The sequence below is a fragment of the Acinetobacter sp. 479375 genome, from assembly GCF_000581715.1.
Classification (GTDB): domain Bacteria; phylum Pseudomonadota; class Gammaproteobacteria; order Pseudomonadales; family Moraxellaceae; genus Acinetobacter; species Acinetobacter ursingii.
Map to the genome: position 1 here is coordinate 1 of NZ_JEZN01000073.1, position 561 is coordinate 561.

Genomic DNA, 561 nt, shown 5'->3' on the forward strand with positions numbered 1-561 from the left:
CCGAGTTGCTTTTGCTCTTGCCTTTGCTTTTTCTCAAATTCACAACGAAAAGAACCAAAAAATTGCCCCCCGAATCGAGCGAAAGCGAGATTCAATAGAGTTTGAGCGTAGCGAAAACCAAGGGCAATTTTGACCAGACTAGGCTTTTAATTATTTTTAATTCTTTTTAATGCTTTTAGACAGGCTGAAATCCTTTGTTTGCAATAGTTTAAAGGGTGATAAAGATAGGTTTAAGGGGTGATAAAGATAGGTTTAAGGGGTGATAAAGATAGGTTTAAGGGGTGATAAAGATAGGTTTAAGGGGTATATGAATAGATAGATTATTGACTATTTAAAATATATGACATATAACCTAGTTAAATGAATTAATAAGCTTCATATCATGACAAATAACAATAAATTAGTTGTTAAAGATAATGCTCTTATCGATGCTTCTTTTAACTTATCACTCATAGAGCAACGTATTATGCTCTTGGCCATAGTTGGAGCTAGAGAGTCTTCTAATCTCACGCCAGATACACCAATAGAAGTGCTTGTAAGCGACTACATTCATCAATTTAA

The 561-nt window shown here is 34.0% G+C and carries 1 protein-coding gene; it reads left to right on the forward strand.

What is annotated here, in order from left to right:
- Nucleotides 1-382: 382 nt before the first annotated feature.
- On the forward strand, nucleotides 383-561 hold a 179-nt coding region (locus tag J500_RS17335), incomplete at its 3' end, for a RepB family plasmid replication initiator protein (RefSeq protein ID WP_034700751.1).